Source organism: Corynebacterium sp. CCUG 61414 (assembly GCF_024453945.1).
GTDB lineage: Bacteria > Actinomycetota > Actinomycetes > Mycobacteriales > Mycobacteriaceae > Corynebacterium > Corynebacterium pseudogenitalium.
Window position 1 is genome coordinate 24,261 of sequence record NZ_JAGPYU010000007.1, and the last position, 12,200, is coordinate 36,460.

At 58.2% G+C, this 12,200-nt stretch carries 10 protein-coding genes; 8 read left to right on the forward strand and 2 right to left on the reverse strand.

Annotation, left to right across the window (positions count from 1 at the left end):
- Positions 1-7: 7 nt before the first annotated feature.
- The gene (locus KBX14_RS06655; protein ID WP_256042138.1) at positions 8-1,441 is read right to left on the reverse strand and encodes a mechanosensitive ion channel family protein; all 1,434 of its coding nucleotides are present in this window, start codon (positions 1,439-1,441) and stop codon (positions 8-10) included.
- A 241-nt stretch (positions 1,442-1,682) separates the two neighbouring features.
- Here KBX14_RS06655 and KBX14_RS06660 point away from each other — a divergent pair, with 241 nt between their 5' ends.
- Genes KBX14_RS06660 through ilvC form a run of 3 tightly spaced genes read left to right on the forward strand, consistent with a single transcriptional unit; the run spans position 1,683 to position 5,151 of the window.
- Positions 1,683-3,557, forward strand: a complete 1,875-nt coding sequence (locus tag KBX14_RS06660) for an acetolactate synthase large subunit (RefSeq protein ID WP_256008507.1) — start codon at positions 1,683-1,685, stop codon at positions 3,555-3,557.
- 1 nt (position 3,558) lies between these two features.
- Positions 3,559-4,077 carry an acetolactate synthase small subunit gene (ilvN, locus tag KBX14_RS06665; protein WP_070362578.1) on the forward strand — a complete coding sequence of 173 codons (519 nt, stop codon included), beginning with the start codon at positions 3,559-3,561 and terminating at the stop codon, positions 4,075-4,077.
- A 60-nt stretch (positions 4,078-4,137) separates the two neighbouring features.
- Positions 4,138-5,151: a ketol-acid reductoisomerase gene (gene ilvC, locus KBX14_RS06670; RefSeq protein ID WP_070362577.1), complete on the forward strand. Its 1,014-nt coding sequence runs from the start codon at positions 4,138-4,140 to the stop codon at positions 5,149-5,151.
- A 71-nt stretch (positions 5,152-5,222) separates the two neighbouring features.
- Here ilvC and KBX14_RS06675 read toward each other — a convergent pair whose 3' ends face one another.
- Positions 5,223-5,627, reverse strand: a complete 405-nt coding sequence (locus KBX14_RS06675) for a hypothetical protein (protein ID WP_070362576.1) — start codon at positions 5,625-5,627, stop codon at positions 5,223-5,225.
- Positions 5,628-5,726: 99 nt separating this feature from the next.
- Between KBX14_RS06675 and KBX14_RS06680 the strand changes: the two genes are divergently transcribed.
- The 5 genes from KBX14_RS06680 to KBX14_RS06700 all read left to right on the forward strand — a co-directional run bounded on the left by KBX14_RS06680 (position 5,727) and on the right by KBX14_RS06700 (position 12,152).
- Positions 5,727-6,635 carry a cation diffusion facilitator family transporter gene (locus KBX14_RS06680; protein WP_256008508.1) on the forward strand — a complete coding sequence of 303 codons (909 nt, stop codon included), beginning with the start codon at positions 5,727-5,729 and terminating at the stop codon, positions 6,633-6,635.
- A 21-nt stretch (positions 6,636-6,656) separates the two neighbouring features.
- Complete coding sequence (locus KBX14_RS06685) at positions 6,657-8,540, forward strand: DUF262 domain-containing protein (RefSeq protein WP_070976374.1); 1,884 nt, start codon at positions 6,657-6,659, stop codon at positions 8,538-8,540.
- Between the two features lie 40 nt (positions 8,541-8,580).
- A complete protein-coding gene (locus KBX14_RS06690; RefSeq protein WP_240492716.1) occupies positions 8,581-9,420 on the forward strand; it encodes a hypothetical protein in 840 nt (279 codons plus the stop codon).
- Positions 9,421-9,476: 56 nt separating this feature from the next.
- Positions 9,477-11,063 carry a phosphoglycerate dehydrogenase gene (serA, locus tag KBX14_RS06695; protein ID WP_256042139.1) on the forward strand — a complete coding sequence of 529 codons (1,587 nt, stop codon included), beginning with the start codon at positions 9,477-9,479 and terminating at the stop codon, positions 11,061-11,063.
- Between the two features lie 72 nt (positions 11,064-11,135).
- On the forward strand, positions 11,136-12,152 hold the full coding sequence (locus KBX14_RS06700; RefSeq protein ID WP_256042140.1) for a 3-isopropylmalate dehydrogenase: 1,017 nt from the start codon (positions 11,136-11,138) through the stop codon (positions 12,150-12,152).
- Positions 12,153-12,200 lie beyond the last annotated feature (48 nt).

The window sequence follows — 12,200 nt, forward strand, 5'->3', positions numbered from 1 at the left end:
AATCTTGTTACGGCTGCGGGAGTTGCTCCTTATCGACGTCCACTTCGTCCGTCGCCGTCTCTTCCTGAGTAGCTGGCGTGGCCACCGGTTCCGGTCGTTCGTATGTGGATGTTTCGGACGTCCAATCAGATGATTCCGACTCGGTCGTTGTGGATGAAGGCGTGGTTGCTTCGGTGGTTGGCGTGGCTGTTGGAATAGTAGTGGTGACGTCGGACGTGGGGATCTCTTCTTGGGTGGCAGGCATGGGGGCGCTCGTGGATGCAACCGGCCGGGCAGGTGGCGCCCAAACACCGGAATTTGCGTTGCTTTCCTCCGCGGGTTGCAACATGAGGCCGCGGACAATGAGCAAAATGGCGAACCCCGCGAGGAGGAACGCTGTGGACATACGCATAATTCCGCGGAATACGCGCTTCGGTTCAGGTGCGTCGTCATCAGTAAGCGTCAAGTCATCAACTGCTGCCGGATCTTGGGCCACTGGGTCTGTCGCCGGCAGCTTTTGCGTCTGAGGAAAGGACTCTGGAATACGCTCTGTGGGCGTTTGCGCATCGAAGTGCCTGGTCGGTTGTTCCAAACCTTGCACCAGTGCGCCCTCGAATGTTGTTGCCGCGCCGTACTCGTTCCAAAACTCGTCGAGGATCGCCATGCGGATTGCGCGCTCCACCTTCCACTGCATCAATGGTTGAGTGCGAACCATCACGCGCATATCCACGGTCCATGAGCTTCCGACAGTTGCGGGGGCGTTCACCGCTACTGCGGGTTGTACTTCGACCTCGTCGATGGTGGCGTCGGCAATGTCGGGTTGCGCAATCGCACGCTGCGCCGCGGCGAGGGTCCTCTTCAACGCTTCTTCCGCAGACGTTGAACCGAGCAGTGGGACAGGAATGACGACGACCGCGCTGGACCAGTAGTTGGATTGGTTGATGCATATGCGTGCCGTCGAGTTCGGAATAGAGATGGTCGATTGCTCGATGGTGCGGATTTGAGTTGCGCGCATTGTAATCTGAATGACCTCACCGGAGACGTCAATCCCGTTGCCCTGAAATGCGACGTAGTCGCCCACACCAAACTGCTTTTCGCTGAGGATGAAGAAACCCGCCAGGAAATCCGCGATGATGTTCTGTGCGCCAAAACCGATGGCTGCCGATACAACCGTTGCGGGGATCGCGGCACCGGCGAGTGAAAAGCCGAGTTGTTGCAGTGCAAAGACGAAAATCAAGAAGTAGGCAACCATCTGGGCGATGTATACCCCGACGCCCACGATTGCTAGGCGGCCCTTCGATTCGTCCGTCTCACCAGACTCTTTGACCTGCCGCTCAGCGTGACGGTTGAGGAAACGCCCTGCTCGTGGTACTAAAAATGCGAGGGTGAGCAGGAGCGCGAGATTGATGCCAGTCTCGGCGAACCAGCGCCAGATCTGTTCGGCTATGTATGACAACGGCATAGTTTTTGAATATTAATCCGAATCCCTCACATTTCCCTGTGGAATGTGTATGATTCAACGCATGATCATTTCGCGTGTACTAGTCATTCTTATTCCGCACCGGCGCTTGCCGTAGCGGACTGCTTGCCTAGTCAGTCGCGAACTCAAGCGCCCTCGACAGCCACACGGCTTGGTCGGGGGCTTTTGTTTTAGATCTGATTCGATATTTGCTGTTAATTGAAACACTAAGGAGCTCGACATCGTGGTTGCTTCACACAAGCCCCCGACGAATGCATCGACGCAGCCTGGTGATGAGCGCACCGCGCCGCTCATCACCGGTGCCGACGCTGTCGTTCGCAGTCTTGAGGAGCTAGGTACCGAGATTGTCTTTGGCCTCCCCGGTGGCGCGGTGCTTCCTCTCTACGACGCACTGTTTGCAGCGAAGAAGCTGCGGCACGTGCTGGTTCGACATGAGCAAGGTGCAGGCCATGCTGCCGAAGGGTACGCGGTGGCATCCGGAAAGGTCGGTGTGTGCATCGCCACTTCCGGGCCGGGGGCCACAAACCTTGTCACACCGATCGGTGACGCTTATCTGGACTCTGTGCCGATGGTCGCCATCACCGGCCAGGTAGGTTCGTCAATGATCGGAACCGACGCGTTCCAAGAGGCGGACATTCGTGGCATCACTATGCCGATTACGAAACACAACATCATGGTCACGGACGTCAACGAGATCCCGAGTGTGATTGCAACTGCATTCCACATCGCATCTAGTGGCCGTCCTGGTCCGGTGCTTGTGGACATCCCGAAGGATGTTCAGGCACAGCTCATGGAGTTCTCGTGGCCGCCGAAACTGCTCGAGACTGGGTATGTTCCCGCTGACGAGCCGCTCAGCGAACAGGTAATGAAGGCTGCGGAGCGAATCTCGCAGGCGAAGCGGCCGGTGTTGTATATCGGTGGTGGCGTCGTCAAGTCTGCTGCGAACAAGGAGCTGCTTGAGCTTGTCGAGGCCACTGGCATCCCAGTGGTGACTACCTTGATGGCGTTGGGCGCATTCCCGCAGGACCAACCGTGCTACATGGGCATGCCTGGCATGCACGGCACCGTGCCGGCGGTTGGTGCCCTGCAGGAAGCGGATCTCCTGATCGCAATCGGAACCAGGTTTGATGACCGCGTGACCGGTGACGTTGACACCTTCGCGCCTCACGCAGACACGATTCACGCTGACATCGACCCGGCGGAGATCGGGAAGATTCGTCCAGTTGATGTGCCGATCGTCGGTGATGCGAAGAAGGTGCTTGCTCAGCTCACTGCAGCGTTTACAGGCTCGCCGAATACTCCGGCGCCGAAGATAGACGCCTGGATGGAGCGGCTTCAGGATCTCCAGGAGCGGTTCCCGCGTGGGTACGACAAGCAAGACGATGGGAAGCTTTCTCCGCAGTTTGTGATCGAGATGCTGTCGAAGACCGTCGGAAAGGATGCGATTTACGCGTCCGGCGTTGGCCAGCACCAGATGTGGTCAGCGCAGTTCCTGGACTTCGATAAACCTCGTCACTGGTTGAGCTCCGGCGGCGCCGGCACCATGGGGTATGCGGTGCCAGCCGCTATGGGTGCGAAGGCTGCGATGCCCGATAAAGAGGTATGGGCCGTCGACGGTGATGGTTGTTTCCAGATGACGAACCAGGAGATCACCACCGCGGCGATGGAGGGCTTGCCAATCAAGGTCTGCCTGATTAACAACGGCAACCTCGGCATGGTCCGCCAGTGGCAAACGTTGTTCTATGAAGGCAACTACTCGCACACCAAGCTCGGTGGGGAAGAGGCATACGTCCCTGACTTTGTGAAGCTCTCTGAGGCACTCGGGGCGCAGGCTGTTCGCGTCACGAAGGAAGAGGACGTCGTCCCCGCGATTGAGTGGGCGCGCGGTATCAATGATCGGCCGGTCGTAGTTGAGTTCATCGTCGGCGAGGACGCACAGGTTTGGCCGATGGTCGCTGCGGGCGCTTCGAACTCAGACATGCAGTACGCGCTCGGGATGCGGCCGTTCTTCGACATGGAGGAATCCGCCGCGGAAACCCCAGAAGCAATTCACGAAGTGTTGACGACACTCGAAGATGAAACAGAGGGAGCGAAATAAGATGGCACCAGTGCAAACAATCACTCGGCATAGGCTGTCGGTGCTTGTGCAGGATGTCGATGGCATCATTACGCGCGTATCCGCTCTGTTTACGCGCCGTGGCTACAACATGGTCTCGCTTGTGTCGGCAAGCACTGAGACCGAAGGCATCAATCGGCTGACCATCGTGGTCGATGCGAGCGAGTACTCCGTTGGGCAGATCCAGAAGCAGCTCAACAAGCTCGTCCAGGTTATTAAAGTCCAGAGGCTTGACGACGACGCCACCGTCGCCCGATCAATGATGCTGGTCAAGGTGAGCGCGGACAACAGTAACAGGCCGCAGGTCGTGGATGCCGCGAACATCTTCCGCGCACGTGTCGTCGACGTCTCGCCCGAGTCCCTCGTGATTGAAGCAACGGGCACGCCCGCAAAGCTGCGGGCGTTGCTTGAAGTACTCGAGCCCTTCGGAATTCGCGAGCTTGCGAGTTCCGGTGATGTCGCGCTTTCGCGCGGCGCCGAAACAATGGCATCGCAATCCTAAGCGCGACGCTATTGACTCCGATATATTTCTCCATACGCATACAGAAAGGTGAGCCGACTCATGGCTATTGAAGTTTTTTACGACCAGGATGCAGACCTGTCCATCATCCAGGGAAAGAAAGTCGCAGTAATCGGCTATGGATCGCAGGGCCACGCGCACGCGCAGAACTTGCGTGAATCCGGCGTCGATGTTGTGATCGGCCTGCGTGAGGGCTCGAAGAGCGCGGAAAAGGCCAAGGAGGCTGGCTTCGAGGTCAAGAGCAACGCTGATGCTTCCGCATGGGCGGACGTCATCATGTTGCTGGCACCGGATACTTCGCAGGCAGAAATCTTCCGCAACGATATTGAGCCAAACCTGAAGGCTGGCGACGCCCTGTTCTTCGGCCACGGCTTGAACATCCACTTCAACCTGATTGAACCAGCGGACGACATCATCGTGGGCATGGTTGCGCCGAAGGGCCCGGGCCACTTGGTGCGTCGTACGTTTACTGAGGGCAAGGGCGTGCCGTGCCTGATTGCTGTCGAGCAGGACCCAGAGGGCAATGGCCGCGACCTGGCACTCTCGTACGCTGCAGCAATCGGTGGTGCTCGTGCCGGTGTCATCCCGACGACCTTCGAAGCTGAAACCGTCACCGACCTGTTCGGAGAGCAGGCCGTTCTGTGCGGTGGCCTGGAGGATCTCATCATGACGGGCTTCGATGTCCTCGTCGAGGCTGGTTACGAGCCAGAAATGGCGTACTTCGAGTGCCTGCACGAGATGAAGCTGATCGTGGATCTGATCTACGAAGGCGGCATGGCGAACATGAACTACTCCATCTCCGATACCGCAGAGTTCGGTGGCTACCTGTCTGGTCCGCGCCTCATCGACGAGGGCGTTAAGGACCGCATGCGTGACGTGCTGCGTGATATCCAGGATGGCACCTTCACCAAGCGCCTCGTTGAGAACGTGAAGAACGGTAACAAGGAGCTGGAGGACCTGCGCGCCAAGGTCTCCTCGCACCCGATTGAGAAGACCGGCAAGGAACTGCGCTCGATGATGAGCTGGGTGCAGAACCCGCTGAATGAGACCGCCTAGGCTTTCTCATAACGTAAAAACTGGGAGCGACCCAACAGAAGGGCCGCTCCCAGTTTTGTTTGTGCTTTGCGCTATTGCGCTGGTGCCGTCTCGGATTCGGGTGCGTCGCTAAGGACTTCGTCGAGATTCACTGTGGTAGTGACTTCTTCCGGCACTGTCGGTTCGGAAGCGTCAGTGTTCGTCTCGGTAGCAGGCTCAACCGTTTCCGTGGTGTCTTCTGTCATCGTGGTGGTGATATCGACGGTTTCAGTTGCCGTCACGCTGGGCTGGTTGTTGTTGAATTCTTCTTCACTTTGGCCGCCGGCGAACAGGGACCACAGTAGCCATGCGAGAAGGAGGAAGACGAGGATGCCAAGGAGCCACTTCCACCAACCGCCGTTCTGCGGAGTTGGCTCGGATGGAGCGGGAAGGTGGCGTCGCTCCTCTGGTATCTCGAGTGGGGGGTTGTTTGGGGTTTCGTGTGGTTGCTGAGTCACGTGTTTCCTTTCTTTTTGGTCCAGGCTAGCAAAAATCGTTCTGATTGCTTCCGAAGTTGCCCGCTTTACCGATATTAAAAGGTGGATTAGAATTACGGCATGTCGCATAGCCAGGACCACGCTCACACTCACGACCACGATCACGTCGGCGACGCGCCACTGCGTGCCCTGCTGATCGCGCTGGGAGTCACCAGCGTGGTCTTTTTCGCTGAATTGATCGGTGGCTGGCTCACCGGTTCGATGGCGCTGATGGCCGATGCCATGCACATGCTGTCGGACGCTGCTGGACTGATCATTGCGGTGATCGCCGTGGTGATAGGGAAGCGGGCAGCCTCGATGAAGGCCACGTATGGATATCGGCGCGTTGAAGTACTGGCCGCGGCGACCAACGCGCTGACGGTGCTTGTGATTTCTGTCTGGATCGTGGTGCAGGCCATTCGTCGAATCTCTGCACCTACTGAGATTGACACGGCACCGATGATGGTGATCGCCCTCATTGGCTTGGTCGCAAACGCGGTATCTGCGTGGGTGCTGCATAGCCAAAGGGAAAACTCCGTCAACGTTGAGGGCGCGTTTTTGCACGTATTTGTGGACATGCTCGGTTCGGTTGCGGTGCTTGTCGCCGGTGCGGTGATTGCTTTTACTGGCAGCCAGCTGCCGGACGTTATCGCTTCCTTCTTGATCGCGGCGTTGGTGTTGCCACGGGCGTGGTCGCTGCTCCGTCACTCCCTCCAGGTGCTACTGGAGCAGGTCCCTCCGGGATTCGATGTTGAGAGCGTCGAACCGGCCCTGCGAGCAATTGCCGGTGTGGTGGATATCCATGACTTGCACCTGTGGTCGCTCGATGGGGTGTCCGTATTGGCGACGGTTCACGTGGTTAAGCACCCTGGTGAGCAAGGAGCCCGTGTTCTCGACGACGCCCAAGAAGTATTGCGTGAGCTGGGGATTGAGCATTCCACGATCCAGGTGGAGCTGCCCGAACACCGCGGCCACGAGAATGTTTGTTGATTCTGTTCTAAAGTATGACTTATGGGTTTTACTACGCCAAGCTATTCACTCAAGGATCTCTTCGCGCGGGCTGAGCGCGGAGAGCTGCAGCTACCCGATTTTCAGCGCGAGTATATCTGGGATGTTGACCGCATTCGCACCCTGGTTACCTCAGTCTTGCGCGGCTATCCAATCGGCTCGTTCCTCGCGTTGGATACACGCGGGACACCGATGCGATTTCGCCCGCGCCCGCTCGAAGGGCTCGAGCCGAGCGTCAAGGAACCGCAACCGGGGCTGTTGCTTCTCGACGGCCAGCAGCGCCTCACTTCGCTGTACCACGCATTTAAGGGCGACGGCATCGTCCCGACCGTAGACTTCCTTGGTCGACGCATTCACCGCCAGTTCTTTGTGGATGTGCGGATGGCCGTCTCTGCCGATCCAATGCCGGTTGAAGCAGTCTTCGCTGTTGACGAAGAAGGCCAGATCCGTTCGCACTTTGGACCGGATATTCCGGAGGGCATCCGGAACCGGGAGGACATGCTGAAGCACGGTGTCGTGCCGGTGTCGCTGTTGCTCTGGAAAGAGGGCAATGACCTGCTTTTAGACATGGCGGCGGATGCCGAGGATCATGAAATGCGCGACGCGGTCAAGCTCTTCCTGAACGAAGTCATGCGCTGGATGCCGGCCTACGATGTTCCAGTGATCCGCATTGACCGGGAGACCTCGCAGATTGGCGTTGGCCAAATCTTCGCCCACGCAAACTCGGCGGGTGTCCAGATGGATGTTTTCGAGTTGCTGACGGCCATGTTTGCTACGCAAGATCCTGACTTTTTGCTTGCTGAGCATTGGCGGGGCGTCGAAAAGCAGTTGCGCGAGTACCCAGCTTTGGATGACATTGGGCGCATTGAATTCCTCCGTGCGATGTCACTTTTGCTGACGAGTCGGCATGGACACGCTGTTGGACACCGCGGCGACATCTTGAACCTTTCCCTCGATGACTACCGCCAGCATGCGCAAGAAATGGCGGATGCGTTTAAGGCGGCGGCTGAGTTTATGGCTGAGCGTTGTATTCTCAGCGTGGATCAGGTCCCGTACACCTCGCAGATTGTTCCGCTGGCTACGATTTTGGCGCGTTTGGCAGAGCACCCGCAGTGGGACCGAAGCCAGGAGTCGAAGGACCGTCTCAACCGCTGGTACTGGTCGGGTGTGTTCGGAGAGCTCTACGGTGCGCACGCACCGACGATCCGTGCGGGCCTCGACGTTACCGAGGTCACCCCGTGGGTGCTGCAAGAGACTGACGCGACGCCACGTACAGTGTCGGACGCCACGTTCTCGGAGTCTCGTTTGCTTACGGCGACGGAGGAAAGCGGTGTCTACCGCGGACTGTACGCACTGCTGATGGCACGCGGCGCGCTCGACTGGAGGACAGGAAAGCCGTTCAACCGGGAGACATTTGCGGAGCTGCAGCCGTACTTCAACACTGTGTTCCCACCTGCGTTTTGTGATGACATTGGTGCTGACCCAGTCGTTGCACAGTCGGTGCTCAACCGCACGCCGATGGGCAAGCGCACGGATGTGCTGATTGAGGACAATCAGCCGAAGCGCTACATTCCGCGCCTGCAGTCGAAGTCGCTGATGGACGACGACGAGTTTGATGAAGTCCTCGAAGGTCATGAGATGACGCCAATCTTCTTGCTGAACTCTCAGTGGACGGAGTTCTTGGCGGATCGTCGCGAACGTTTCGTCGGGATTGTCGAGTATGCGCTTGATAAGGCCGTGATCCGCGATATTGATGGCCCACTCGAGTCAGAGGTTGATTTCTCTGAAGAGCCCGAGCCAGAAGTAGAACCTGCACCAGCTGCTGAAGAGCCTGAGTTTGAGGCGCCAGAAGTTGAGCAGGAAGAGCCGGAAGGCGAAGAGGATTAAGCAGGTTGGGATACGGCAGCGTTGCCTCGCATTGTTGTGCGTGGCAACGCTGCTTGTTGCTTGCTCGCCAGAGCAACAATTAGGCCCGCTGGGCGAGGCGAGGAAAGTCAACCAGTCGCGCCATGTATCAGCGATGTTTGAGCAGCATCCTGTCGTGTTAGCAGACCGGACGGGGCTTGCATCGTTGCAGTATTTCTTCCGTGCTTCCGAGACGCTAGTGGTGTCGGATCCTTCAGTAGAAGCACAGCTGCGAGCCGCCTCAATCGCCGTTGTTGCCCACGCCCCGATGTTGGTCTACGACCCAAACCGACACAACGAGATTCTGCAAGAAACCGAGCGTTTACATACCTATACGGTGCTTACGGTTGGTGATGTGCCACTGGCGCAAACCACTGGACGGATGCGTGTGTACCGCGACCCGGGTGGGCGGGGAGCTTTAGGCCCGATGACGTCGCTGATGTTTGAGGAACGATTGATATCCTCACCCGAGTCTGCTGCGCAGGAAGTGGCGAAGTTGCGCTCGCGTGAGCCGACTTGGCTGAGAGCCGCATGGGCGGACCCTGCCGTGATGAAGGGGGCGCAGGCAAGACCATTCCCGATTCTCTCCCGCAGGGATGCTGATATGGCTCCGTTGGTTGTGGCGACGGCGAATACTTCGATTGCCGCGATTGCGAATGCGCGCAGCTTTGGGGCGAAGGTTGTCTTCGTGGATGAGCCGGACCCGAGAGCATCCTTTGAAACACTATTTGCTCTTGCAGGGTTAGCGGACGGCCCGCTCGTTGCACTTGGAACCGATTTCGGGACCAGCGACGAGCTATCGCGCAGGATTTCGCAAGCGGAAGAAAAGTATCAGGCTAACCGCAGGACAACCGGTAACTGACCTATTAAGGTGTTCGGGGTATCCACTCTGTTTGATTCTCAGGAGACCCCATTCTTATGTCGAAACCTGTTGTCCTCATTGCCGATAAACTTTCCCAGTCAACCGTTGACGCACTTGGCGACGCGGTGGAAGTCCAGTGGGTAGATGGCCCAAACCGTGAGGCGCTGCTCGCGGCAGTCCCCGCCGCGGACGCGCTGCTTGTTCGCTCCGCAACGACGGTCGATCGTGAGGTGATCGAAGCAGGTGCAAACCTTAAGATTATCGGCCGGGCTGGTGTTGGTCTTGACAACGTTGATATTCCGGCGGCAACCGAGCACGGTGTGATGGTTGCTAACGCCCCGACCTCGAATATTCACTCAGCCTGTGAGCACGCAATCGCATTGCTGCTTTCTACCGCTCGCCAGATTCCAGCAGCTGATTCCACGCTGCGTAATGGTGAGTGGAAGCGCTCGGCGTTTAAAGGCACCGAGATCTTCGGCAAGACCGTAGGCATTGTCGGCTTCGGGCACATTGGCCAGCTGTTCGCACACCGTCTGTCTGCGTTCGAAACCACGATCATCGCATACGACCCTTACGCGAACCCTGCGCGTGCAGCGCAGATGGGTGTCGAGCTCGTCGAGCTCGAGGAGCTGATGGCTCGTGCAGATTTTGTGACGATCCACTTGCCGAAGACGAAAGAAACTGCAGGCATGTTCAATGCGGAGCTGCTTTCGAAGGCCAAGCCGGGACAGATCATTATCAATGCGGCCCGCGGTGGCCTCGTTGATGAGCAGGCGCTTGCTGACGCCATCAAGTCTGGCCACATTCGTGGTGCAGGTTTCGACGTGTATGCAACCGAGCCGTGCACGGATTCGCCGCTGTTTGAACTCGAAGAGGTCGTCGTAACGCCGCACCTTGGCGCATCTACGGCTGAGGCGCAGGACCGCGCGGGTACTGACGTTGCGGATTCTGTGTTGAAGGCACTGGCCGGCGAGTTCGTCGCTGATGCTGTCAACGTTGCTGGTGGCAACGCGGGCGAGGAGGTAGCTCGTTGGCTCGACTTGTCGCGGAAGCTTGGGCTGCTTGCGGGCAAGCTACTGGAAGAGGCTCCGGTATCGCTGAAGGTGACGGCTCGCGGTGAGCTGTCCACGGAGGAAGTCAACCTGTTGGGCCTGTCTGCTGTGCGCGGTCTGTTCTCGGGCATCGTCGATGAGCCTGTGACGTTTGTGAACGCACCTGCTATCGCTGAGGCCCGCGGATTGAGCTATACGGTCGAGACTGAGACTGAAGCACTGACGCACCGCAGCGCGCTCGAGGTCCAGGCCGTTGGGGCAGAAGGGCAGACCGCTACGGTGACTGGCGCGCTGACGAGCCTGGAGGGTGTTGAGAAGATCGTTCGCATCAATGGTCGCGGTGTAGACATGCGTGCGGAAGGCCGCAACTTGTTCTTCCGCTACACTGATGTTCCTGGAGCGCTCGGAAAGGTGGGTTCGCAGCTTGGTGCGCACGACATCAATATTGATGCTGCAGCGCTGACTCGCACCACGAAGGGCGACGGTGCGGTGCTTATCCTGCGCGTGGATAAGGAAGTTCCAGAGCAGCTCGAGGAGCAGATCGCGCAGTCTATCGACGCCACTTCGATCCAGCTCGATTTGGATTCCTAAAGGCGGTTCCCTCACGGGCGGACAGTGTTACACTAAACGCACTGTCCGTCTGGTGAGAAAGGAATCCCAAAAATGAAGGTTGCTGTTATTGGTGGGGACGGCATCGGCCCTGAAGTGATGGCAGAGGGGCTCAAAGTTCTGAATGCTGTTCGCTCGGACATAGATACCACGGATTTTGACCTCGGTGCGCGTCGATACCTGCGTAACGGCGAGCTACTCACGGACGGTGACCTCGAGGCGTTGTGTGAACATGACGCAATCCTGCTCGGCGCAGTCGGGGACCCGCGAAAGGTTCCCGCTGGTGTGCTTGAGCGCGGGCTCCTGTTGCCACTGCGCTTCAAGCTGGATCACTATGTCAACCTGCGCCCGTCGCGCTTGTACAAGAGTGTGACCTCGCCGCTGGCACGGCCGGGTGACATTGACTTTGTAGTTGTCCGCGAGGGAACCGAGGGGCTCTATGCCGGCAATGGTGGCACGCTGCGCGAAGGTACCCAGCATGAGGTTGCCTCCGAGGTTTCTCAAAACACTTATTACGGTGTTGAGCGCGTCGTGCGCTACGCCTTTGAACTTGCTCAGCAGCGCCGCAAGAAGTTGACTCTTGTGCACAAGACGAACGTCCTGGTCAACGCTGGTGGTTTGTGGCAGCGAGTCTTCGACGAGGTCGCGCAGGAGTTCCCGGAGGTGACCACGAACTACCACCACATCGACGCGGCGACTATTTACATGGTCAGCGACCCTTCGCAGTACGACGTCATTGTGACGGATAACCTGTTCGGCGATATTTTGACTGACTTGGCCGGCGCAGTTGCGGGTGGTGTGGGCCTTGCGTGCTCGGGCAATATCAACGCGGCAAAGGTCACGCCTTCGATGTTTGAGCCAGTCCACGGTTCTGCACCGGATATTGCAGGTCAGGGGATCGCCGACCCGTGCGCGATGATTCTCTCCGTCGCGATGATGCTGCGCTTCCTCGGCGATGAAGACAATGCCCAGAAAATTGAAGCGGCCGTGGAAAAGGAAGTGACGGGCCGCGGAGGGGCTGAGATAGTGACGACTGAGGTTGGCGACCGGATTGCTGCCGCGCTGAGGTAACCACGTAGGGTTGAGGCCAGATTTAAACAGGACCTCCGTGTAGGAAAG